This is a genomic window from Nocardioides terrae (assembly GCF_900112345.1).
Lineage (GTDB): Bacteria > Actinomycetota > Actinomycetes > Propionibacteriales > Nocardioidaceae > Nocardioides > Nocardioides terrae.
Genome location: NZ_FOLB01000017.1, coordinates 21,788 through 44,502, shown reverse-complemented (window position 1 = coordinate 44,502; position 22,715 = coordinate 21,788). Strand labels below are relative to the sequence as shown.

General features: G+C 67.3%; 19 protein-coding genes and 1 pseudogene. 16 read left to right on the top strand and 4 right to left on the bottom strand.

The annotated features are described in order from the left end of the window. The 4 genes and pseudogenes from BM236_RS17410 to BM236_RS19635 form a co-directional block, all read right to left on the bottom strand. Positions 1-257: transposase (locus BM236_RS17410; protein WP_217645396.1), on the bottom strand; the 257-nt coding region annotated here is incomplete at its 3' end. A gap of 30 nt (positions 258-287) precedes the next feature. Then, positions 288-563: a hypothetical protein gene (locus BM236_RS17405; protein ID WP_091126407.1), complete on the bottom strand. Its 276-nt coding sequence runs from the start codon at positions 561-563 to the stop codon at positions 288-290. An 18-nt stretch (positions 564-581) separates the two neighbouring features. Next, complete coding sequence (locus tag BM236_RS19640; RefSeq protein WP_425434213.1) at positions 582-734, bottom strand: multicopper oxidase domain-containing protein; 153 nt, start codon at positions 732-734, stop codon at positions 582-584. 230 nt (positions 735-964) lie between these two features. Next, positions 965-1,336: pseudogene (locus tag BM236_RS19635) on the bottom strand (multicopper oxidase domain-containing protein); the annotation flags it as partial. Between the two features lie 375 nt (positions 1,337-1,711). Here BM236_RS19635 and BM236_RS17395 point away from each other — a divergent pair. The 16 genes from BM236_RS17395 to BM236_RS17325 all read left to right on the top strand — a co-directional run bounded on the left by BM236_RS17395 (position 1,712) and on the right by BM236_RS17325 (position 22,637). Then, complete coding sequence (locus BM236_RS17395; RefSeq protein ID WP_139230157.1) at positions 1,712-2,338, top strand: hypothetical protein; 627 nt, start codon at positions 1,712-1,714, stop codon at positions 2,336-2,338. Next, positions 2,338-5,718 carry a MobF family relaxase gene (mobF, locus tag BM236_RS17390; protein WP_091126410.1) on the top strand — a complete coding sequence of 1,127 codons (3,381 nt, stop codon included), beginning with the start codon at positions 2,338-2,340 and terminating at the stop codon, positions 5,716-5,718. Before BM236_RS17395 ends, mobF begins: the two co-directional genes overlap by 1 nt. Before the next feature lie 44 nt (positions 5,719-5,762). Then, entirely contained in the window at positions 5,763-7,073 is a 1,311-nt protein-coding gene (locus BM236_RS19130) for a hypothetical protein (protein WP_175507740.1), read from the top strand. Then, on the top strand, positions 7,070-8,152 hold the full coding sequence (locus tag BM236_RS17385; RefSeq protein ID WP_175507739.1) for a toprim domain-containing protein: 1,083 nt from the start codon (positions 7,070-7,072) through the stop codon (positions 8,150-8,152). The genes BM236_RS19130 and BM236_RS17385 overlap by 4 nt, the downstream gene beginning before the upstream one ends. Positions 8,153-8,180: 28 nt before the next feature. Continuing rightward, positions 8,181-8,474 carry a hypothetical protein gene (locus BM236_RS17380; protein WP_091126400.1) on the top strand — a complete coding sequence of 98 codons (294 nt, stop codon included), beginning with the start codon at positions 8,181-8,183 and terminating at the stop codon, positions 8,472-8,474. After that, positions 8,471-9,775 carry a hypothetical protein gene (locus tag BM236_RS17375; RefSeq protein WP_091126398.1) on the top strand — a complete coding sequence of 435 codons (1,305 nt, stop codon included), beginning with the start codon at positions 8,471-8,473 and terminating at the stop codon, positions 9,773-9,775. Before BM236_RS17380 ends, BM236_RS17375 begins: the two co-directional genes overlap by 4 nt. 129 nt (positions 9,776-9,904) lie before the next feature. After that, positions 9,905-10,219 carry a hypothetical protein gene (locus tag BM236_RS17370; RefSeq protein ID WP_139230156.1) on the top strand — a complete coding sequence of 105 codons (315 nt, stop codon included), beginning with the start codon at positions 9,905-9,907 and terminating at the stop codon, positions 10,217-10,219. 135 nt (positions 10,220-10,354) lie between these two features. Further along, a complete protein-coding gene (locus BM236_RS17365) occupies positions 10,355-12,109 on the top strand; it encodes a peptidoglycan DD-metalloendopeptidase family protein (RefSeq protein ID WP_175507738.1) in 1,755 nt (584 codons plus the stop codon). A gap of 18 nt (positions 12,110-12,127) precedes the next feature. Then, a complete protein-coding gene (locus tag BM236_RS17360; RefSeq protein WP_091126393.1) occupies positions 12,128-12,424 on the top strand; it encodes a DUF6112 family protein in 297 nt (98 codons plus the stop codon). Beyond that, entirely contained in the window at positions 12,424-13,689 is a 1,266-nt protein-coding gene (locus tag BM236_RS17355; protein ID WP_091126392.1) for a hypothetical protein, read from the top strand. The genes BM236_RS17360 and BM236_RS17355 overlap by 1 nt, the downstream gene beginning before the upstream one ends. Beyond that, positions 13,686-15,149 carry an SCO6880 family protein gene (locus tag BM236_RS17350; RefSeq protein ID WP_091126390.1) on the top strand — a complete coding sequence of 488 codons (1,464 nt, stop codon included), beginning with the start codon at positions 13,686-13,688 and terminating at the stop codon, positions 15,147-15,149. The genes BM236_RS17355 and BM236_RS17350 overlap by 4 nt, the downstream gene beginning before the upstream one ends. Further along, a complete protein-coding gene (locus BM236_RS17345; protein WP_091126389.1) occupies positions 15,146-16,480 on the top strand; it encodes a VirB4 family type IV secretion system protein in 1,335 nt (444 codons plus the stop codon). The genes BM236_RS17350 and BM236_RS17345 overlap by 4 nt, the downstream gene beginning before the upstream one ends. After that, the gene (locus tag BM236_RS17340) at positions 16,477-18,207 is read left to right on the top strand and encodes a type IV secretory system conjugative DNA transfer family protein (RefSeq protein ID WP_091126387.1); all 1,731 of its coding nucleotides are present in this window, start codon (positions 16,477-16,479) and stop codon (positions 18,205-18,207) included. Before BM236_RS17345 ends, BM236_RS17340 begins: the two co-directional genes overlap by 4 nt. Continuing rightward, on the top strand, positions 18,204-18,746 hold the full coding sequence (locus tag BM236_RS17335; RefSeq protein WP_091126385.1) for a hypothetical protein: 543 nt from the start codon (positions 18,204-18,206) through the stop codon (positions 18,744-18,746). The genes BM236_RS17340 and BM236_RS17335 overlap by 4 nt, the downstream gene beginning before the upstream one ends. 262 nt (positions 18,747-19,008) lie before the next feature. Continuing rightward, positions 19,009-21,558 (top strand): AAA family ATPase, encoded by a 2,550-nt coding sequence (locus BM236_RS17330; protein WP_091126384.1) that lies wholly within the window; start codon positions 19,009-19,011, stop codon positions 21,556-21,558. Beyond that, on the top strand, positions 21,546-22,637 hold the full coding sequence (locus BM236_RS17325) for a hypothetical protein (RefSeq protein ID WP_139230155.1): 1,092 nt from the start codon (positions 21,546-21,548) through the stop codon (positions 22,635-22,637). Before BM236_RS17330 ends, BM236_RS17325 begins: the two co-directional genes overlap by 13 nt. Positions 22,638-22,715 lie beyond the last annotated feature (78 nt).

The following is a 22,715-nucleotide window of genomic DNA, read 5'->3' as shown; positions in this document are numbered from 1 at the left end:
TAGGCGGCCGCACGGCGGAGGACCTCGTTCTCCTGCTCCAAGAGTCGGATCCGCTTGTTCGCTTCACGCAGCTGCTTGCGCTCGTCCTCGGTGATACCGGGACGGTTGCCGTCCTCGATGTCGGCCTGCTTCAACCAGTTGGTCAGCGAGCCTTCGGAGACGCCGAAGTCCTTCGCGATCTGTGCCAGCGGCGCCTGGCCCTTGCGGGCCACGGCCACGACGTCGTCGCGGAACTCCTTGGGGTAGGGCTTTGCCACGGGGACATCCTTCCGCCTGAGGCCGAAACCTCAGAGGTCAGGTGTCAACCAAACTCGGGGCAGACCCAGGAGCCCGGCCGTCAGCAGCGCGATGGCACCGAACTGCAGGGCGTGCACACCCTTCCAGTCGCCGCTATCGGCGTACCTCGCGAAGATCGACACGTGGTTGTTTGCGTCGCCACCAGTGTGGAACTGAGTGATGACGATGAAGAGCAGTTGGCCAGCAAGCAATAGCCTGGCGGCTAGACGCAGCGACGCGCCCTCAGTCGAGGCACCGGTCTGCCGCAGGCGTTGAGCGGTTGACATGGTGGATCCCTCCCTAAATCACCGAATGACATCGAAGTGCGCCATCATCCCCGCCGCATGGTGCTCAAGGATGTGGCAGTGATACATCCAACTGCCGGGACGATCGTCAGGCAGCCACGCGATGCGCACAGTGCCCTGTCCAGGCACGTTGACAGTGTCTTCCCACGACAAGTACGGCGGCGGGTCGACGTGTTTACCAAGCGCCAGCGCTCGACCTGGCCTGCGGCGACATCCAGCACCAGGTCAGCCCTGCCCTTCGTAAGACGGACATTGCCGAACCGTCCGTCGTGCTTTCCTCGAAGTCCGCCGAAGGGCGCCAAACGGCCCCTCTTGTCGAGTTTGACGTCATCGAGCATGAGCACCCGCTCACGATCGAGGACAGGCTCGTCAGGACCCCGAACGATCGAGGCGCCGTAGAGCCCATTCTCCAATTGCTCGGTCTCATTGGTGTGGGGGTGGCACCAAAACGTCGCAGCGTCAGGCAGCAAGAACCGATACTGGAAGGACCGCCCCGGTCGAACGGGCTTCTGAACTAATTCGGTGCCGTCCATGGCAGCCGGAACTCGCAGGCCGTGCCAATGGCTACTAGTCACTTCGGGAAGGTTTCGCAGCTCGATCGCGAAGGTGTCGCCGACCTTCCCGCGCAAGACCGGCCCCGGCACTTGTCCGTCGGAGCCGGAACCCTGCCCCCGTGAGCCCGAGTCACGCTCACACTCCACGCTGACCGGTGCCAGTTGGTGGCGGACTTCCCTGCCCGTAGCGCTCGCAGTCATCTGCGCTCCCGTGAGTTGACGCTTCAGGGCCCGGGAACCCTGACCCTTTTAAGTGTCATCTGTTCGAACCCGGTGTCAAGGTCCATGCCCTCCCACATTGAAACGCTCGCGCGTTAAGGCAGCGGTCGCGGCCGTCTGACTGCTGGTCCGCGCCAAGTCGATGCTCGGACGCTCAGGTAGAAACGGCATGGCCACGCCCCGCCAACTGTGCACGCCCCTTCCTCTCGAGCGAAGTGTGGCCGCTAGCGGGGGACGCTTTACGCAAGCGAAGACGTCCCGGACGTCCTACTTCCGTGGTTACGACGTCGTCGCGTTCACCAGCCAATGGAACAACGGGGTCGATTCGCTGACCTCGGCCGACTCTGCGAGGTCACCATGGGCTGGATCACCGATGACGGTCTGCATGAGGGACGTCTGGTCCCGGAGTTCCGTGACGGGCGACGAGGTACCGGTGTTATGGGAGGCGGCGTTCCGCTCAACCAGGTGATCGTCAAGGCCGACGATCTCGCGTACCGCCCGCGCTACGCGACGCGGCCCGGCGCAGAGGTCGTCGGGTGGCGAATCGTCTGCGATGGGGCTGCCGCGGACCGCGGGATGCACCAGGCCACGCGCGACCACTGGCACAGCGACCTCCTCCCTCGCGTGACGTTTCGCCAGCAGGAGGATCTCGATGAGGCCCGGCTCTGGGCATCCGATGCCGAGGTCGCGGTGCTCGAGGACCGCGAGGACGTTGGCGAGCTAGTGCGTTCACTCTGGCAGGAGCAGCACGTTCGGCCCGCCGATGCCCTCCGCATCCTCAAAGAAGCTCGAGTACGAGCCGCGCTCGCCAATCGTGATCTGGAGCGGGCGGTCGACTCGGCTCTCCACGTCGGGCTGAACGCCCACGAGATCGAGCGCGCGAGCGGTTTCTACCCGATGGTGCGACACCAGCGCTCCCTCCAGGTCGCGTCGCTTCCCCGGGCGCCCGGCTTCACCGCCCAGCGTTCGGGTCCGCAGCTGTGATGGTCGTGCACAAGCTCACTGCGGGCGACGGCTACACCTACCTGACGCGGCAGGTGGCGTCGGCCGATGAGCGGCGCGCCCGGGGCCAGTCGCTCGCGGACTACTACACCGCGCGGGGTAACCCGCCGGGCGTCTGGTTGGGACACGGATCGGTGGTTCTGAACATCCAGGGAATGACAGTGTCCGAGGCGCAGATGAAGGCACTGTTCGGCGCCGGCCGCCACCCGGACCGAGAAAGAATGCTGGCCGACGGGGCTGAGGAGCAGGCAACCAAGCTCGGCCGCGCCTACCCCAAGACTTCCGAGACCAAGGACGGCGACATACGCCGGCCCGTAGCCGGATATGACCTCGTCTTCACACCCGTGAAGTCTGCGTCTGTCCTGTGGGCGCTCGGCGGATCGGAGATTCGCCGGGCGGTCGAAGACGTTCACCACGAGGCGGTCGACAGCACGCTGATGTGGATCGAGCGACACGCCGCCTTCACTCGCGTGGGGCACGGCGGCGCGGCTCAGATCGACACCACCGGAATCATCGCTGCCGCTTTCGACCACTACGCGTCCCGCAGCGGCGACCCGGACCTGCACACGCACGTCGCGCTATCCAACAAGGTTCAGGGCAGCGACGGGAAGTGGCGCTCCCTCGACGGTCGAGTGCTCCACTCGCTTGGCGTTGCGGCATCTGAGCGTTACAACACCCGCTTCGAGGACGGCCTCCACCGGCGTCTTGGAGTCAGGTTCGCCGAGCGCTCCGGCCAAGCGGCTGGCAAGCGGCCGGTGCGCGAGATAGTCGGCGTGCCCCCGAGGCTGACGGGCCACTTCTCCAAAAGACGGGCGGCGATCGAGGATCGTCACGCGGAGCTGCTCCGCGACTACCGCAGCACCCATGGACGAGAGCCGAGCCGGGTCGCGCAGCTCCAGCTCGCGCAGTATGCGACCCTCGAAACTCGGGAGGCGAAGGGAACCGGCAAGACGCTTGCCGAGTACGTCGCGTGCTGGTCCGCTGAGGCGACCGAGGTGATCGGCCGCCGCGGCCTGGCCATGATGCTCGCCGAGGTGACCAAGCAGCCAACGCCTTCACTGACGGTTTCCGCCGAGCAGATCGAGCTGACCGCTCGCGAGGTGGTGCGAGTCGTGTCTCAGGAGCGCTCAACTTGGACACGGTGGAACGTCTACGCCGAAACCGAGCGTGCCCTGCGGGGTTACCGGTTCGAAGCTTCAGGGCTGTCGCGCGACGACGTGACGGAGGCCGTCGTCGCCGTGGCGACGAGCGACCAGTTCTCTATCCGTATCGACGAGCCGACCCTAGTCGCGGAGCCGGCCGCACTGTGCCGAGAGTCCGACCACCAAAGCGTGTATCGGATCCATGGCGGTGAGCGCTACACGAGCAGTGAGATCCTCACGGCCGAGGAGTCGCTGGTCGCGGCCGCGATGGCACATTCCGACGCCGTCGATCCCCTCGTCGCCGAGGCCGCGATCGCGGTCTACGAATCCGAGGACCACGTACACCTCGACTCCGGGCAGCGGCAGGTGGTCGAGTACTTCGCGACCTACCCGGCGGCGCTCACCGTCGGCATCGGTCCGGCGGGTGCCGGCAAGACCACCGCGATGCGGGCTTACGCCGCGGTGCTGGCAGCCGACGGGCGCCGGCTCATCCCGCTCGCCAGCAGCGCGAAGGCGGCCCAGGTCCTCGGCAGCGAGGTCGGCTCTCGCGCGGAGAACCTGCACAAGTTCCTCCACGAGCAGGACCGTGACTCCGCCGACGACTGGTTTCGACTGGGGCCGAGGGACGTCGTCCTCGTCGACGAGGCCGGCATGGCCGGCACTCTTCAACTGGCGCGCCTCGTCGCCGTCGCCGCACAGCAGGGAGCCGTTGTACGGCTGCTCGGCGATCCGTCTCAGCTCTCCGCCGTCGAGGCGGGCGGCGCGCTGAGGCTGCTCGACGCCGAGGTCGGAGCCGTCAGGCTGGATCACCTCCACCGATTCGCCGATCCTTCCGAGGCCGAGGCCAGCACCCAGCTGCGGGAGGGCGACCCGGGCGCCCTCACGTTCTACCTGCAGGACGACCGCGTACGGGACGGCAGCCGGAAGGCGATGCGCAGCGCCGCGTACGAGGCTTGGGCCGCGGACATGCGCGCCGGACTGACCTCGCTGGTGATCGTCACCAGCGCGCAAGACGTGCGCGCCCTCAACACCCGGGCGCGAACCGAGCGAATCGTGCTCGGTGAAGTAGAGGCCGACGGCGTGCTTCTGCATGACGACACGTCGGCCGGCCAAGGCGACTGGATCGTCACCCGACTCAACCTGCGGTCCGCAACGTGCCACCACGGTCGCGAATGGGTGAAGAACGGCGACACCTGGGCGATCCGCAAGCGGCACGACGACGGCTCGTTGACTGTCCGTCACGTCGTGCACCGTGGCCAGGTCCGGCTTCCCGCCGCTTACGTCGCCGAGAACGTCGAGCTCGCCTATGCATCCACCGCGCACCGCGCTCAAGGGGTCACGGTCGACACAGGTCATGCTCTTGTCACCGACGAGACCACCCGCGAGTCGCTCTACGTGGCTTCGACAAGGGGTCGACTCCGAAACACCTGGTACGTCGCCACCGACGATGCCCTCGAGACCGACACCGATCGCGTCCCCGAGCCGCCCCGGTCTCGCCATGAGCTGCTCACCCGTGTCCTCGCACGTAGTGGCGCGGAGAAGGCCGCCGTCACCACCATCCGGGAAGCGCATCGCGAGGCCTTCAGCTTGCCAGTACTCGTCGTTCGCTACCGGCACGCCTGGGAGCACGCCGCGATGGAAGCGCTGGCGTGCGCGGTCCGGACTATCCCACGGCACCTTGGAGAACGGATCCTCGCGGATCCTGCTCGTAAGCGTCTCGCCTTCGCCCTCGCTCGAGCGGCAGCATCCGGAACGGAGCCAGGCCAGCTTCTCTCGGCCGCCATCGCGTACGACGACCTGGGTGCTGCACGTTCCCCGGCTGCCGTTCTCACAAGCCGGATCACGGACGTCCCGCGAGAGCTCGGCGTGCCTGACCTTCCCGTTACAGAGAGCCCGCTCCCTTGGCTGCCCGCGGGGACCGTCGGGCACGCGGCTTGGGACCGATACCTCAGCGCTCGGGCACATCTCATCGCCGCCCGGGCCGGCGAGCTCGGGACCCTCACCGCCGCCTACCGCGAGCAATATGGGCTTACGGGACTGCCGCCTCGAGACCTCGGCGAACCACCGCCGCTCGACACCGCCCAGTACGTCGCTTGGCGGCACGCCCGACGCGAACAGGAAACGACCCGGGCATCGAGTCGCACTCCACGACAGGCGCTCTCCGCGCCCGCCCCGCTCCCCACCCGGCTCCCGTCTCGAGGCACACACCCGACGCGCTGACGCCGTTTCCGCACTGACCAGGCACGCCGCTCGAGGAGGTGGCCATGGTTTCGCACACCCAGAATCCGGACGACGAGGTGTCGTACGGCGCCCTACTAGCAATGGCGACGGAGGCTACCGCCGCCGCAGTCGCAACATCCACGTCACCATCTCGCGACCCCCAACAGGCCGCTGACTTGCTCGTCGACTTCGAGCGGTTCCTGGCCGTCGGCGGACGGCACCTGGCACTGCTCATGGCTCCGGCCAGTTCACGCGGCTCCGGAATCAGGCAGGCGCACCGTGACGCCTCGTATCGCCTGTCTGACCTGACGATGGAGCGGCGCGGAGACAACCCCTGGGCCGACGCCGGCGACTGGCTGGGGCTCGCCCACGACGTGCTGGCCACACACCTGAGCCCCACCGGTCAGTTGCGCACATCGGAAGTCGAGGTACTGCTCGAAGCGGGCGTCCAGGGCACGGCGGTCGCCCGGGTCATCTCCCTGCTCGAGGAGCCCCTGGCACGCAGTCACGGCCTCGTGACGCGGGTTCGAAGCATCCAGCCCGCGCGGGAACCGTTCTTCAGCCACAACCGCGCCTTCCGGCTGCGTCAACTCATGCAGTCAGCGCTACTCAGCCTCGCCAGCGCTCCACCGCTCCCGGTCGCCCCTGGTAGCGCGGTCGAAGCGGTCGACCATCTCCTACCGGCCGTCACCAGCGTCGGTGTCGGTTTCGAGGCGCTGGGCAATGGACTGACGGCGCTGCGCCTCCTTCGTCAGCTCTCCTATCGACAGAGCCAAGGAGACGAACGCGCCAATACCCACACCTTGACGGAGCTGTGCACCCTCGGCGCCACCGTGAGCCGAACCGCGCAAGAGCTACTTCCACTCGCTCACAACCCGCTCGATCGCGTTCACCGTGCGAATGCCGTTGACCAGCTGGCCACCGCAGAGGCCGCCTGGAGGGATCTCGGTCAGCACCTCTTTCCTCGCGTGCAGGGCCTCACCAGGGCGCCCACCCTGTACCGCGACGCGATCATCACCGTCACGTCCGATGCCAAGCGACGACCGGCAGTCACCGAGGCTGTGCTCGGCACGCTTCCGCAGCTGGCGGTCGACGCGAGCCGGACAGTTGGCCGCCTCCAGGCGCACGGTGAGCTCGTCTGGTGCGGGCGCCGCCCAGGGCAACTGGCCACACGATGGCATCCGCTCGACCCCACCCAGGCGCGTGTTCTCGCGAGCGGGTTCGCCGCGGCCGGGCGGTTGAGTCGCACGGCGTACGAGGTCTGGCGCCACTCCCCCGGCGGCTCGACCACAGAGCGTCTCTCGTCCGCCCACACAGGGGGACAACGGCGGCTCGAGCTGGGAGCGACCTCGTGACAATCGCGCGCGAACGGCTTATCACCGCCCATGATGTGGCGGCTGGCTACTTCCGCCAGATGCTCGAGTGCCCACGCGGTGAAGGCCCTCGCCGCTACCTGACGAGCCGCGGACTCGACCAGATCCTCGACGACCCGCGCTGGACGGTCGGCTATGCGCCGCCGGGCTGGACCGGCATGCAGAGCCTCCTTCATGACCACGGGTTCAGCGACACCGAGATCCTGGCGGCTGGCCTCGCCACCACCGCGCGCACGGGATCCCTCATCGACCGCTTCCGGGAACGGCTCGTCCTCGGCGTCCGCAACTGCAGGGGCGAGCTCGTCGGGTTCATCGGCCGAGCCGCTCCCAATGGTCGGCCGGATGCACCGCGCTATCTCAACACCCCGACCACCGAGGTGTTTCGGAAGGGCGAGCTGCTGTTCGGCCTGGCCGAGCAGCGCGACCGCCTGTCCGCCGGCGCCGCTCCGGTCATCGTGGAGGGCCCGCTCGATGTCTTGGCTGTCGCGTCCGCGACCACGGAATTCGTCGCCGTCTCGACCTGCGGCATCTCGCTGCGAGCCGAGCAGGTCACGGCACTTCGGTTCTTCGTCAACACCCAGACCGTTCACGTCGCCTACGACGGGGATCACGCTGGCGAGAAGGCGAGTCGCCGCGCGTACCCGCTTCTGATCGGGGCCTTCGCTCTGCCGCGTGGCGCTCGCTTCTACGACGGTCAGGATCCGGCTTCAGTGGGTGCGGAGAGCCCGACAGCCCTTGTCCGGACGTTGCGCGCCTCGGATCCCCTCGCCGACTTCCTCATCGATCACTGCGTCAGCCGGCATCCCGATCATGCGACCAACGTGGACACCCGAATCGACGCCCTCCACGAGTCAGCTCGACTCATCGCGACCCTGCTCCCCGCCGACATCCCACGCCAGGTGGCTCGAACCGCGGACAAGCTCGGGCTCCATCACTCCGAGGTCAGCAATGACCTGGCATCTGCAATCCGGCAGGCCCAGGTGCCGTCCACCGTTCGTCCCGCGGCTCAGCTCTCACCGTCGCGCCGAGAACCGCTGCCCACGCTTCGTCCTAGTGCCTGAACCTCGAACATCCCAGAAGGAGCACACCGTGAACAGGACCGACGAACTCGACCGCCTCTACGGCCTCCTCGTCGCCCTCGGCGAGAACCACGCTGCGGCACCCGAGCCCGATCTGATGGACGCTTTCGCCATTGTCGCCGACCGGCACCAGCCGACGACCCTGATGCTTCCGCAGGAACAGGACAACGACACTCTGATGTCGCTCGCCGCCAGGCTGCTGCTGCACCTCGCGGAGACGGCGACCGTGCTCGGCGAAGCCCTCGACATGTACGACGCCTGGACGCTGGTGACGTCGGTCATCGAGAACCGCGGCAAGCCATGACGTACGGCGACGAACAGGAAGCAGCCTGCAGCGCGCTGCTCTCGGTGCTCCGTGCGGATCCCCCGCGCCGCGAGATCCCTCTGTTGCTGGCTTGTCGTCGGCAGTCGCAGCTCGCTGTCGGAGACCGGATCGGCGCGCTGAGGATCCGCAGGCGCCTCGAGCTGCCTCAACGGGCGCGCCAGACCCTCGACGCGACCAAGTACCCGGTGGAGCTCCTCGCCGACGTACACCGAACGATGCCGAGGCCCGATGTCCCTGATCTCGCGCCGACCGACATCTTGATCGGGCCGACCGCCGAGGCGGCGGTTGCGGGATGGCAGGCGGTGGCTCGGCACCTCACGCTGGCCAACGCAGACCTCCGCCGCTGGGCGGACGACCCATACCGGACCGACAACCGCCGCTGGCACCTCATCGCCGACCTCGCCACTGTCGTCGAGGCCCTGGTCGTCGCCGACCAGCAGCTTGCCGAGGCCGGCCACCTGGCACCCCGTGGCCGCGATGACTACATCGAGTCCCGACTTGCCGTGGCGAACGTCGCACGGGTGACCTCCTGGCGCGACATCGACCCCTCCCCGGACCATGCGGTGCCGGACGCTCCGACCGTTACCACCGCCCGCGGCGGCATGGTCTCCCTCATCACGCGGTCCGAGGACTACCCCTTCGCCCAGCGGCACCTCGCTCGACTGCTTCGCCCCGTCGCACCGAGCGACTGGGCGTACAACGACGTCGAACGGCATGGACTCCGTGCCGCGCGAGCCGTGGCCAGCGGCCAGATCCGCCTGGCGACCGTGTTCGGCGAGTGGGCCGACCGAGCGAGCGCACCGCTCCTGGCCGCTCGCTTCCGCGAGCGCATCGACGCGTACGCCGCTTTCGACTGCGCCATGAAGCGGCTCGCGGAGAGAAACCCCATGCCATCGCCCTATGTGGTCACCCAACAGTCCGAGATGGTGCGACAGCTTCGCAAGCACCGCGAGCAGCAACCGACCCCGTCTACGCTCACCGCGCTCGACGCCGCCACCCATGAGGTCGCGGTCAATGTCGGCCTGTCGCTGCGCCGCGAGACCATGGCACGCAGGAACATCCAGATCTTCGACGAGAACGAGCGGACCCTCCGCCCCATCACCAGCAGCCGCGAGCGCTTCTACGTTGCCTGCCGGCGGCTGGCCGAGGAGCCTGCCATCGAACCGGAGATGCTCATCGCGTCGCGGCATCACCGCGATGATCTGGCCGCTGCGCTCGCCCAGCGTTCGTCTGCCCCGCGGCGCGGCCACCGTCTCAGTCAGATGCCGGCCGCCCGCTGATCCGAAACGCCGTTGGCGTCCTCGTAGTCTCAGAGCGCTCACATGTAGCCGTCACACGACAACGACATCGAGAGGTCCGCCGGTCGGCGTACTCTCGATGGAGGTTCTCTCTTCTCGCCGAGGTGAGTCATGACAGCACCGAGTCGCCCCAGCCGCGTGGTGATCGTGGACGCGGACAACCCGCTCGTCGAGATCCAGGGCGAGTTCTTCTGGCGCGAGGACCACGAGGCCGCGCTCGCCGCCGCACGCGCGGAGGCGTACCGAAGCGGCTATCGGGCCGGCTACGGCGACGCGGCGAGCCGCGGCATGCCCCCGACCGTCGCCTACGTTCGGCGCCCGTCGCGAGTCGGCCGCGTCAAGGAGTCACTGCTGTGGCTTCTCTTCGTCGTCGGGCTTCTCATCGTCGCGATCACGGTCGGTCAGCAGCTGATCAGCCAGCGCTGATCCACAGGGCCGGAGAACTCGCGCACACGACCCCGAGTTATCCACAGATCGGGATTGACGGGTCCCGCTACCGCTCATCGAGCGCGCATGGTCGAAGGGACCCATCACCTTCGATCCGTCTCGGGAGTCGGTCACATGAAGGTCGTCACGCTCGCTGTCGCACCGCTCGTCGCGGTCATGGCGCTTCTGCTCGGGGTCGTTGTCGTGATCGCGCCCGACAAGTCGGCGCACGACTGCGGGACCACAGTCGACACGGTCATCGTCAACGCCGCCAACACCGCGGTTGGCGATGAGCAGCGCGCCAACGCCGCCACCATCATCGCGGTGGCGAAGGCGCAGGGTGTGCCGCCGTACGGCTGGGTCGTCGGCATCACAGCCGCGCTCCAAGAGTCCGGTCTGAGGAACCTGCCGCACGGCGACCGCGACTCGCTCGGGCTCTTCCAGCAGCGGCCCTCAGCCGGCTGGGGAAGCCCCGCCCAAGTCATGGACCCGGTCTACGCGTCGACCGCGTTCTTCACACACCTGCTGCGTGTCACTGGCTGGCAGGAGATGTCGGTCGCAGCAGCAGCTCAAGCAGTCCAGCGCAGCGCGTTCCCGGACGCGTACGCCAGCCACGAGGGACAGGCCCGAGGGCTGATCGCCGAGCTCGCCCCCGGCATCCCAGCCACATCCGCCGCGGCAGCCTCCGCATGCACGATGGCCGATGGCACCGTCGTCGCGCCGCTTAGGCCCGGGACGTACACGGACCTACACAACTACGGTCACACCTCGAGCCTGTGGACGTCGATCCACACCGGCGACGACCTGGCCGCACCCTGCGGGACACCGGTTCTGGCTGCGACCTCCGGCACGATCGTCATCGAGTCGGGCGGCGGATGGTCGTGGTCGGGACGATGGCTGGTCAAGGTCGAGATACAACCAGGCGGCTTGACCACCTGGTACGGCCACATGCGCTCCCTCGCCGTCCACGACGGTCAGGTCATCAGGGCGGGCGAGCAGATCGGCGAAGTGGGCGAGCTCGGCAACGCGACCGGCTGTCATCTTCACTTCGAGGTGCATCCACACGATGGCGGCTACCTCGACGACCAAGTCGACGCCGGCGCCTGGCTCGCCGCCCACGCCGGCCACGCCGGCCAGGCGGACGTGCTCCCGGCCGCCGCCGGTTCTGGCTCTTTCCGGTTGGCCAGCTTCAACGTGCTCGGCAGCAGTCACACCGGGCGGTCAGGTGACCAGCACCGCGGCTGGCCCGTCGGAGTCCAGCGCATCGTCGGCGCGATCAGCCTCCTCGACGCCCGCGGCGTCTCCGTCGCAGGGCTTCAGGAGTTCGAGGGGCCGCAGCACGACGTGTTCGCTCGTCGCTACGCCGGCCGGTGGGATGCATGGTTCGCCGGCGGCGACTCTCGCAATGCGGTCATCTGGCGCGCTGACACCTGGAGCCTTCTGGCGAGTCGGTCCTTCTCGATCCCCTACATCACCGGGACCGACGAGATGCCGGTCGTCCTGCTGCGCAACCGCACGACCGGCGCTCAGCTCTATGTCGTCAACGTCCACAACCCCTCGGACATGTACGCGCAGCTCGGCGGTCAGCGCGAGAGGGCCCTCCACATTGAATCCAGGCTGATCGACCAGCTATCGGTGACGGGCACCCCGATCGTCTTCACCGGCGACTTCAACGACCGAGACGCGCCCGGCTGCGCTTTCACACCCCGGCTGGGAAGCGCCTTCGACAGTCCCCGTGGCCACTGCGGCGCCAGGCCAGGCGAGGGCATCGACCACATCTTCGGTGCTCACGTCACCTTCAGCCAGACACGCAGCGACCCGTCCCCGCATCGACGACTGATCAGCGACCACGACCTCCTCACCACGACGGTCAGCACAACCAACGGTTGAGAACAGAAGGAGCCAGTCATGCACGCCAACGACCTGATCCCGCTCGTCGGGGTCAACCCCGACCCCGGCAAGCTTCCCGGCGGCCCCCAGATCCAGACGCTCCTCGACGGTCTGGGCGGCTGGGCTCTCCTCGCCAGTCTCGCCGGACTCCTGATCAGCAGCATGGCGTGGGCGCTCGGCAGCTTCGGCGGCAACTACCACGCCGTCTCTCGCGGCAAGACCGGTGTGCTGGTGTGCGCGGCCTGCGCTCTCATCGCCGGAGCCGCAGCACCGATCATCAACTTCTTCGCCACGCTCGGCTCGCAGGTCCAGTAATGCTTCCCGACCTTCCGGACCCGTTTCCGGACGGCGACGGCTGCAAGTGGTGGAACCTCGCCTGCCAGGGCAGCGAGCAGGTCGTCGACTCCGGGTTGAGCGCCATCACCAGAGCAACCGCATCCGGCGCGGGCCAGCTGCTCGGCGAGATCGTCAAGGTCGTCGACGAGTCCACCCAGGTCCCGCTGGCCGACCCGACGTACCGCGGCATCTACGCCGGCTTCCTCGCTCTCGCGGTGCCGCTCATCGGCCTCGTCCTGTTCGTCGCCCTCGCGCTCGCCGCGTTGAGACGAGACCCGGGGACGCTCGCGCGCGCGGTCTCCGGGCTGGTCGTCGCAACCCTCGGCGGGGCGTTCTACATCGTCTTCGCACAGCTCTTGGTCGGAATCGACAACTACTTGTCGCACGGTGTCGTCCGGGTGACGGGTCGCGACCTCACCGGCTCGCTCACCGAAACGGCCCAGGGATTCAAGAACGTCGCCGGGATGGACGGCGAGGTCAGCGCGAACATGCTCCTCATCGTCCTGATGATGATCATGCTCTTCGCCGGCCTGATGCTGTGGTTCCTCCTCGTCCTGCGCAAGATTGCGATCCTCGTGGTCGTCGCGTTCGCGCCGCTGCTCATCGCGGGCTACCTGTGGGAACCCACTCGCGGCTGGGTACGCCGCGCCACCGAAGTGCTCGTCGCGCTGATCTTCACGAAGACAGCCATCTACTCGCTCTTCGGCATCGGCCTCGCCCTGCTCGCGCGCGGCTCGGATCAAGGCATCAGCGACCTCGTCGGTTCGGCGATCCTCGTCACCGGCGCCTGCTTCGCGCCGTTCATGATGCTGCGACTGGTCCACTTCGCCGGCAACACCCACCTCGCCGGGGAGATGTTCGGCACCCTGCGCGGCGGCATGCAACCGGTCGTCAGCCACCTCCCGACTCCGGGTTCGGGCCGTCACGACATGGCCAGGCAGGCCGGCCAAGGAGCGCCACCGATGCAGCGGCCGAGCCCGGCGTCATCGGGCGCGGCGAACCCCATCCCGGCAGCCTCCATCCCGCTCGGCTCAGCGAGCGGCGGCACGGCCGAGGCGGCGAGCACTGCTGGTGGCCCAGCAGCAGTCGCCGTCGTCGCCACCTACGAGAGCGCCAGCAAGGCGCACGGGGCGGTCGGCCGGGTCGCCGACGCTGCGACGGACGCCGCTGAGCCACCGCTGACGGGACCACCACCCTCGGACCAGTCGCGGCCCGGCCCAAGTCCTCAGGAGCGTGAGTCATGACAGCACAGGCGGAACCGACGACCTACGTCTTCGGCATGCGAGACCGCGGCGGGCTTCTCCTGGGCTTCCGTGCACCTCAGCTCGCACTGCTGGGCGTCGGTGCTGCAGTGACCTTGATGGGCTTCCTCAGCGCAGGCGGCCGGGGCGGGATGGTCGGGGCCGCCCTGGCGGGCGCCGCCGCGTTCCTTGCGCTGTTCCCCGTGCAGGGCCGCTGTCTCATCGACTGGTGCGGCCCGCTCCTCGGCTACGGCTACCAGCGGATCACCGGCCAGGGCCGATACCTGGGCGGACCGACCGCGCTCCACCGCGCCCGCCATCTTCCGCAGCTCGATCTCCCAGGGCTGGCACAAGGGCTCAAGGTCTATGAGGCCAGCACTCCCCGGGGTGACGTTGCGGTCTTGAAGCTGAGGGACCGCTGGACCGTCGTGCTCGAGGTCCTCTCCCCCACCTACGTACTGGCTGACCGGGCTAGCCAGGAACGGCGGGTTGCGGCGTGGGGCGCCTTGCTCGCTCAGTGCGGGCAAGAAGGCTCCCGGGTAGCCGGACTTCAATGGCTCGAGCGCACCATTCCTGACACAGGGCGCGGTCTCCACGAGTGGTGGGAGGAGGCCGGACACCCCGAGACGCCCTTCGGTCCCGCCTACGAGCGTCTGATCGACGAGGCTGGACCGACCGCCACCCGACACGAGACCTACCTCGCTGTCTCCCTCGACACCCATCGCATCCACCGGCTGATGAAACAGGCAGGCGGAGGCCCAGAGGGCGCGGCCAAGGTCGTCCTGGCCGAGGTCGCCTGGATCCACCAGGCGCTCACCCGCGCCGAGCTCGACGTCCGTGCAGTGCTCGACAGCCACGACATCGCGGGGCTCGTCCGCACCCAGTACGACTCGAGTGCCACCCGCTTGGACCAGGACCGGCGGGGACGACGTACTCCCCTCTTCGCCGCCGGCCCCATGGCAGCGGTCGCCGAGTGGAGCCGCTACTGCACCGACGGTGATCTTCACGCCGTCTACTGGATCGCGGAGTGGCCGGCCGTCCCCGTCGAGGCTGCGTGGTGCTATCCGTTGCTGGCCCTCTCCGGCGTGCGTCGCACCGTGTCGGTGACGTCGGCACCGATCCCACCATCGAAGTCGATGCGCGACACTCGTGGCCACCGGGTCGCGAAGAGGGCCGACGCCGCCCAACGCCGCAGGCTCGGCCAGATCGAGACCGCGCAGGACGACGAGGAGCAGATCGCTCTCGAGCGGCGTGAGCAGGAGCTGGTCCACGGCCACACGGAGTACCGGTTCACCGGTTGGGTCACGGTTACGGCCACCACGGCAGACGATCTGGACGCCGCATGCGCTCTCGTGGAGCAGTCGGCCGTGCGATCGGCGCTGATCCTGCGCCGCGTCTACGGCGTGGTGGACCAGGCCTTCACCGCCGCCGCTCTCCCCCTCAACGAAGGAGTCCGCTCATGAAGCGCTGGGACACGACGTCGCGCCGAGGTTCCGGGCGGGGCAAGGCGCTCCTGCCGCTGCGCACACCGGCGCATCGCGCCACCACACGGAACCTCCAGGCCCTCTACCCGTTCGTCATCGACTCCGGTCTCGGAACGAAGGGCGTCTACATCGGACGGCAGACCAGCACCGACGCATCATTCGTGCACGACCCGTGGCAGCACTACCGCAGTGGAGTGGTGACCAACCCGAACATGCTGCTCGCCGGTGTCATCGGACGCGGCAAGTCCGCCCTCGCCAAGTCCCTCGCACTCCGGCTCTCCGCCTTCGGCGTCAGAATCTACGTCCCCGGTGACCCCAAGGGCGAGTGGGCGCCGGTCGCCCAAGCCCTGGGGACACGGCCGATCACCCTCGGCCGCGGCTTGCCGACCCGGATCAACCCACTCGACCCTGGCGTACGTCCCCGCGGCATGGCGGAGTCTGACTGGCTCCGCGAGGTCCAGGTACGTCGTCTCAGCCTCCTTGCCGCGCTGGCTGAGACCACGCTCGACCGACGCCTCACCCCTGTCGAGCGCACGGCGCTGGTTCTGGCCGTCGAGGCCGTCTCAGCCAATCGGGCGCCGATCCTGCCCGAGATCGTGCACGCCCTCATGAGCCCGCATCCCGACGCCGGCGCCTCGGTCAACATGACCGCCCGCGAGCTCATCGACGAATCCCGCAACCTGTCCCTCGAACTTCGCCGCCTCGTCGTCGGTGATCTGGCCGGACTCTTCGACGGCCCGACCACGCATGCTCTCGACTTCACCGCGCCCATCCAGGTGCTCGACACCTCGCGTCTCGCCGGCGATGACACGGCTATCGCTCTGCTCATGACCTGCGCCTCGGCGTGGATGGAGACCGCCCTGCACTCGCCCGACGGGCGCCAACGGCTCGTCGTCTACGACGAGGCCTGGCGCATGCTCCGTCACCTCGCGCTCGTCCGTCGCATGCAGTCGCAGTGGAAGTTGTCCCGCGCACTCGGGGTCGCCAACCTGGCCGTCGTCCACCGCATCAGCGACCTGGGCGCGGTCGGCGCTTCGGGCTCCGAGGCCGTCGCCCTGGCCCAGGGCTTGCTCGCCGACTGCTCGACCCGGATCGTCTACGCCCAGGAGTCCGACCAGGTCGACATCACCGCCTCCGCGCTCGGGCTCACGGACGTGGAGGCCGAGCAGCTCGTCCACCTTCCGCGCGGCCGCGGACTGTGGAAGGTCGGAAGGCACTCGGCCATCGTCGATCACATCCTCGGCGCCGATGAGATGCCGATCGTCGACACGGACCAGCGCATGCGCGGTCAGGAACGAGTCCAGCCGTGATCGGACAATCCAGCCGCGCCGACGCCGACAGCGATCTGTCGGCCGGCGTCATCCTGCTAGTTGGCAGCTCGGTCGTCGTCGGGGCCGCAGTCCTCTGGATCGCCGGTCGCCTGTCCCTCGTGATCGGCGGAGCCGGTTGGAGCGATGCGCCGTTCAGTCAGTCGCCGCACTTCCTCATCGGCATCCTGAGCGGTCATGCCGCGGACACGGCGTGGGCCAATGCCTACCCGTCGTCACACTCGCTCAACGCTCCAGTGTTCTGGAGCATCGCCTTCGCGATGAGCGCCTTCACCGTCGCCGTTGGCGTGGCTGCGTGCACCACCTGCCGTAGCGGCGTCACGAGGGGCACGCCGGCTCGCTGGGCCACCCGTCGGCGCGAGCGATCCCTCGCCGTACCAAGAGACCCCGAACAACGTCCCTGGCGCCTGGTCGCGGGTCGGAGCCGACGGACTCATCGGCTCCTCGCCGGCGACGATTGCGTGTCCGCCGTTGCGTTCGGACCGAACGGCTCCGGCAAGACGACCAGTCTCATTGTGCCCAACGTGCTCGACTGGCAGGGGCCTGTCGTCCTCACGACCGCCAAGCCACAAGACCTCGAGCCGGTCATCACGGCTCGACGGCGGAATGGCCCGGTGTGGGTCATCGCCCCTGGCGGCGCTCCCGGTCATGAGACGAGCGGTTGGTGCCCGGTGACCGCGTCGCATGACGACGAGGCAGCGGACCGTGTCGCCGAGTGGCTCGTCGACGCCTCGGGCATGACCGACGACCCTCGGGCGCGGCCGTGGAACGCCCAGGCCCGCAAGTACCTCAAAGGGCTGCTTCTTGCCACGCACCTGGATGGGGCTGAGGCGCCGATCGAGCGTTGGTGCCAGTGGATCTACGCCGGCGAGCGTGCTCGCGACCAGGTCGAGGACATCCTCCGCAGCAACGGCCACGACGAGACAGCGCAGGAGTACGCCGCCACCTTCACCATCCACGAGGAAGGCAAGGGGTCGGTGCTGTTCACCGCGATGGGCTTGGCCGACACCTACTCCCGGCCCGGCATCCGAACCGTCACCAATGAGGCGAGCGGACCGGACGGGTTCACAGCAGACCGGCTACTCGACGACGGCGGCACTCTCTGCGTGGTCACGCCATCCGGTCAGGGTGACCGGTTCGCCCCGTACTTCACCGCCCTGCTCACGGCTGTCATCCACGCTGCCGAGACACGCGCCGCAGGGGCCGGCGGCCCACTCACCCCGCGACTGCTGCTGGCGCTGGACGAGGCGGGCAACGTCTTTCGTTACCCGCGGCTCCCGCACCTGCTGACGACCTCGCGGGGCAACGGCATCCAGCTGTTGCTGATCTACCACGACCTCGCGCAGGTCGAGCACCTGTACGGCGGCCGTGAGGTTGCGCGCACCGTCGTCTCCAATGCCAAGCTCCGGCTGTTGCTGCCAGGGGTCGGCGACCTTGAGACGCTTCGCTACTGGACCGATCTTCTCGGCCGGACCCGAACGCTTTCCCACTCAGAGACCCGTGGCGCAGACGGACACCGAAGTCGCTCCCGCAACGATCACACGGACGATCTGGCGCCGCTCCACGTCCTGCAGCAACTCCCGGACGGCGAGGCAGTGCTGGTCTACCAAAACCTGCCGCCCACTCGAGTTCGGTTGCAGCCCTGGTACCGCACTCGTCGGTTCCGCCATCTCCGCAGCGTTGCATCACCTGCCGGCGGGATGCCATGAGTGAGGCGGAGGGTCTCCCCAAGCAGTTGCTCAAGCAGGCCCGGACGATCGCAAGGCTCCAGCGCGAGGTCGAATCTCTGACTGTCGAGACGAACGAAACCGTCGCCAACCTTCTCGCCCGCCTGGAGGCACTTGAGGACGCGGCCATCCCTCTGGACGGAATCCCACGCGTGCCGACCAGCTGGTGCTGGAGGACGGTCGGCCCGACCGGCGCAGAGGTCTTGTGGCAGGAGTTGCGCGACTGGGTCGGATGGGTCCGCCACCGCTATCCACTCGCTCGCCGCATCCCGATCTGCTGGAAGGAACACCCCGAACTCGTCGAGGAGCTCACAGCCCTGTGGCTGGCGTGGCAGGCGGCCTACACCGTCCTCGACGCACCGTTAACAGCGGCCGTTGAGTGGCACGACCGGTGGCTACCCGGGCTGCTCTACCGCGTCGAACACGGGCCGTTCGCCATCAACTGCGTGACCACGCACACGCCGCGGCCCGCGAGCGCATACGAGCAGAACGGCACCGCGTCAGTGCCAGTCGAGGCCTGAGGCGGCGGCGCGCGTCCAGCCTCGGTGACTTGTGGGCCGCTCGAAGCAAGCCATAGGCCGCAACAGTTCGCCCAATGTTGGGACACCGCTGAGACGACATCGCACGCCCTGCCGTGGCGTCCGTTGCCACCCACGTCTGAAGTGGCGCCGCCCATGGCATGCCGTGTATCCCGCAACATGTTACCTCTTCCGAGACCTGCTCACTTCATCGCTGTCTGCGCGCGGCGGACTCGATGTCGGCTCCAACTGGTTGGATTGCGGTATGGCAGGAGTCGATACCAGCCGCGGGATTGCGTATCAGAACGCGCAGGCCGTCCTGGTGGCGATCGATGTACTTAGCGACGCCAACCTCGCAAGTATGCGGCTTGAGGGTCGCGACGACATCGTCGACATCGAAGTGCACGACACGACTGGAGCGATCGTCCGCGGATATCAGGTGAAGACTCGCGTTCAGCACCGACCCTGGTCGCGAGCGCCCATCCTGGCCGTGCTCGAAAGGTGGGCCGCGCTGGATGTAGACGCGGACTTTGAATTCGTCACCGACGGTGAGCTCGGCGAGACGGCGATCGCTCTCCGCGACGCTGTGCATGCCGCCTCCGACGGGGACGTCGCGCCGCTCGCGGCCTTCCTGAACCGTCCGGTCCACGATCCCTCACTGCCGAAGTTGGCACGCACCCGGGTCCGTCAGGACGTGACGGGTGCCGAGGCAGTGCTCGCTGTCGCGGAACAACAGACTCGCTCCCTTCTGCCTGGCGCCCGCACTCCGCAGGATCTGCGCGCAGCCGCCCAAGCTGCCGTGAATGCCCTGCTGCGCGAGCTAGCAACGAGGGCGGGCAGCCTGGACGAAGGTGCACGTCTGATCACCAAGGACGAGATCGCTGCGTTCCTCGGAGGGACCCGTGACATTGCGGCCGAAGACCGATGGGAGACAGGCGTCAAGGCCGAGTATCTGGAGCATGCAGGGGCCGGCACCGATCTGATCGATCTGGGTTTGAAAGAGGACGTGCCGGATGACCTGGGACGTCGCGCCGAGTTGGCTGACCTCCTCCAAGGAGCCCGGGTCACCGTTCTGTCAGGACGAACCGGAACCGGCAAGTCGAGCATCGCGGAGCTCGCAGTCGATGAGGGCGCCCAAGTGGGTCGGCCCGTACTCCGTGTGCACGCGGAAGCCTATGTAGCCGCGCGCCTTGCCGATCTCGTCGCTGAGGGACTCGCCGCCACTTTGCGTCGACCGTTGCCGTCGCTAACGGGACAACAAGCGCTTTGGGATCCGGACACGGTGCTCATCATTGACGGCGTCTCAGAGGTGCCCGTTCAGATGCAACAAGCTCTGCGACACGACCTGCAGCCGGTCATCACGGCCGCGTCGGGCGCACACGTTGTGCTAGTCGGACGCGACCTCGCCACGCTCTCAAGCGTTGTGCCGACTTCAGTGCCGTACCGCCGTTACAGCGTGGCAGTCTTGACCCGCGAAAAACGTGATGCGCTCGTTCGGCGCCAACATCCCGAGGTGATCGAAGAACAATCTGCGGACGAGGCAAACCGCCTTGTTGCTCAGTTGATCGCAACCGTTGAACGAGGGCTCGGCGACGCCGCGGGTAATCCGATGCTCTTCAGCCTCGCACTTCGATTCGCAGTTGACGGAACGTCATTCGAAAATGACGCCGCGCTGTACGCGGCCACCATCACGCGCATGGCGGAGCGAGCGGGCGCGACACATGTCGACGTTACGTCTGCGGCGCTCGGCCTGGTCCTAGCACATCTGCTCGACAGCGGTCGACGCTTTGTTTACCCGCATGAGTATCGTCGACTCTTGCGCGCGGCTTCGAGGGAATTGGAGTCGTCCTACTTCGGCGTTGACGAAGCAGTCCTGGAAGCAAACATTCGACGCAGCGGACTACTTGTGCCACTCGGCGCGGATCAAGTCTTAGTCCCAGTCCACGACTCGTACGCAGACTACCTCGCCGGCCTTGCTCATGCTCGCGGCTTGGCGCCGCTACCGCGGACACTGTCCACGAGCGATGAACGCCGGCTCGAGTTCGCCGCGCAACTCGCGGGCGTTAGCGACGCGACCGCGGTTCAAGTCGCGCGAGACCTTCCCTTCAGCATCGTTCGCCTCGCTTCATATGACCGCCGCACCCTCGCGGAAAGGTCGTCGGTCGAGACGTTAGCCGCAGTATTGTCCCACCTGCTTCCACCAGGAGACCGGCGTTCGCCAGTTATCTGGGAGGAAGGTGAGTCCGCCGTCATCGCACTGCGCCAAGAGGAGCCGCCTGGTCGCCAGGACACGAGCGCAGCCGGTCCCGCCGCGTCAAGAGTTGTCATGCCATTGACGGCAAGCCCGCTGCTCGCAGCAGCGGCCGTTTGGCGGCTAACGCTGAGACGTCAACTGCGTTCGCGCGTTGGCCTACCCGTACGGCGACCCAACTCGTCCGAGGAGGCCGCCCAACTTGTGATCGATCACGTGACAGAACGCGAAACACACGTGCGGTGCATGTTGCTGCAGATGTTCCAACCAGTTGCTCGAGAGCGAGTCGCCGAGACTCTCGGCCCATTGGGTGTGCATGCGATCATCACCAGGCGCGACACGATTCATTCGGAATTTTCGATGGCGTACGCCCGTCGCGCCTCGATCAACATTGAAGTCGCCGAGGAGGCCGCAGGCGAGTCGGCTCGGGTGGTTGACGAGGCAGGAGCCGAGTACGCCTCGACAAGTGTCGAGAGCTTCCTTCGGAAGCATTCTAGAGAGGATGCCGCGGATCTCATGAAGAGTGCCGTCGAGAAGCTCACGAAACACGCGTGGCTGCAATGACGTCTGCTGACATTTGGAGCGCCGCAAACGATCTCGCCGTTGCGATAAAGGCGACTCCTCGAATCCTCGAGTTGAGCGAGCTGGCACCAGCCTCGCGGGTCGACCACCGTCCGTTGAGCCGCGTTCTGAATGAGTTTGATGCCGGTGGAGCCGGGATCACTAGCCATCCCCTCCGACTCTTCACTCAAGTCAACTTCGCGTTGTCCGCGATGCCGGACGTGCAAATCGGCGATTCGGAGCAATGGCAACGATTCCTCTCGCTGGCGAATCGCGTGGAAGCTGCGCACCACGCCTTAGTGGCATGGCTTCGGTCAAGGCTGCCGGGTTACCCGATGATTCTCGTCCCCCAACTCGTTCGGGAAGCGGCGCTCACAACGCAAGAATTTACCTACCGATACCCTTGGCGGCCCGCCGATTTAGCCGCCCGCCTGCAGTTTCAGCCGCGCGTCGTGGCCACCTCAGAACTTCTGGACGCCGAGGACCCAGAGAGCATCCGTCAACTCACTTCTAATCTGGCGGAGGCGCTGCGCTGCTCCAACGCATGGCAGCGGTACCAGTCGGCGCATGATGCACTCACTGCCGACGACGCGGCCCAGCTCAAGGCTGCACGTGTGGAGTTACGACAACTGGTTGCCCCCGAGCAACTGAACGCCTACGAGCCAAGGCTGGCGTTACCTCGGTACAACTATCGCGAGCACCACACACGCGAGGTAGTTGAGTCCCTCACTGGGGCGTCGAGGGACTTCGCGCTCGCGTTCGACGCTGTCAACGGCCTCATTGACTTGGTAGCGGCGGAAACACTTGCACAGCTTGTCCGCTTTGACGACGTCATCCACTTGACCCCCGGGACCATGGAGTTCGACGACGAAAGACCCGACTACGTGACCGTCCATACGAACGAAAGTGAGGAATTACTGTTTGCGACGCCGGGCCGGCTTATCAAGATCGCCCACCCCCTAATTGCGGATGTCGGTCGCGTTGAGGCCCTCGGGTACGCCTTCCAGAACGACCTCGCGAGCGTGAAGGTGACGTGCCGGCTACTCGCAAATTCGTCAGTTCTGCTAAAGCGGTCGCCGTAGGGGCGCCGGCCCCGCAAGGTGCCCCACTGAACCGCTGGGATGACGACTTCGTTCGCCGTCACGCAGCGCGTTTGACCG

Coding starts and splice junctions, on each gene's coding strand:
- mobF (WP_091126410.1), top strand. CDS start 2,338: ATGGTCGTGCACAAGCTCACTGCGGGCGACGGCTACACCTACCTGACG.
- BM236_RS17345 (WP_091126389.1), top strand. CDS start 15,146: ATGAAGCGCTGGGACACGACGTCGCGCCGAGGTTCCGGGCGGGGCAAG.
- BM236_RS17370 (WP_139230156.1), top strand. CDS start 9,905: ATGACAGCACCGAGTCGCCCCAGCCGCGTGGTGATCGTGGACGCGGAC.
- BM236_RS17405 (WP_091126407.1), bottom strand. CDS start 563: ATGTCAACCGCTCAACGCCTGCGGCAGACCGGTGCCTCGACTGAGGGC.
- BM236_RS17335 (WP_091126385.1), top strand. CDS start 18,204: ATGAGTGAGGCGGAGGGTCTCCCCAAGCAGTTGCTCAAGCAGGCCCGG.
- BM236_RS17330 (WP_091126384.1), top strand. CDS start 19,009: ATGGCAGGAGTCGATACCAGCCGCGGGATTGCGTATCAGAACGCGCAG.
- BM236_RS17375 (WP_091126398.1), top strand. CDS start 8,471: ATGACGTACGGCGACGAACAGGAAGCAGCCTGCAGCGCGCTGCTCTCG.
- BM236_RS17395 (WP_139230157.1), top strand. CDS start 1,712: ATGGGCTGGATCACCGATGACGGTCTGCATGAGGGACGTCTGGTCCCG.
- BM236_RS17355 (WP_091126392.1), top strand. CDS start 12,424: ATGCTTCCCGACCTTCCGGACCCGTTTCCGGACGGCGACGGCTGCAAG.
- BM236_RS17360 (WP_091126393.1), top strand. CDS start 12,128: ATGCACGCCAACGACCTGATCCCGCTCGTCGGGGTCAACCCCGACCCC.
- BM236_RS19130 (WP_175507740.1), top strand. CDS start 5,763: ATGGTTTCGCACACCCAGAATCCGGACGACGAGGTGTCGTACGGCGCC.
- BM236_RS17350 (WP_091126390.1), top strand. CDS start 13,686: ATGACAGCACAGGCGGAACCGACGACCTACGTCTTCGGCATGCGAGAC.
- BM236_RS17365 (WP_175507738.1), top strand. CDS start 10,355: ATGAAGGTCGTCACGCTCGCTGTCGCACCGCTCGTCGCGGTCATGGCG.